This window comes from Mycobacterium sp. NGS16, assembly GCF_059813225.1.
Genome location: NZ_JCALEE010000031.1, coordinates 1 through 351, shown reverse-complemented (window position 1 = coordinate 351; position 351 = coordinate 1). Strand labels below are relative to the sequence as shown.

General features: G+C 63.5%; 1 protein-coding gene. It reads left to right on the top strand.

Annotated features, from left to right (window positions below):
* Positions 1 to 100 precede the first annotated feature (100 nt).
* Positions 101 to 351: helix-turn-helix domain-containing protein (locus AC5Y4Q_RS21660; RefSeq protein ID WP_499960171.1), on the top strand; the 251-nt coding region annotated here is incomplete at its 3' end.

Below are 351 nucleotides of genomic sequence, written 5' to 3'. Positions count from 1 at the left end.
GGGTGTGTGAGTTCACGACATAGGTGACAGATGAGTCGCGACATAGGTGACACCTGCGGGGGTGGTTGATGAGTCGCGTCATAGGTGACAGTCGTGGTTCATGTCCAAAGCCCGTGTGGTCGTCCTGGAAGTCGTCAGCGGGAACCTGTCGGTGTCCGCCGCAGCCGAGGCCTACAACGTCTCCCGTCAACACATCTACCGCCTGTTGGCCCGCTACCGCACCGGCGGCCTCGACGCGCTCGAACCGCGCTCCCGACGCCCCGCCAGCAACCCCCGCAGGATTTCCGATGAGGTCATCGCCGCCATCGTGCACTTGCGTGAACGCCTAGTCGCCGAAGGTCTTGACGCTGG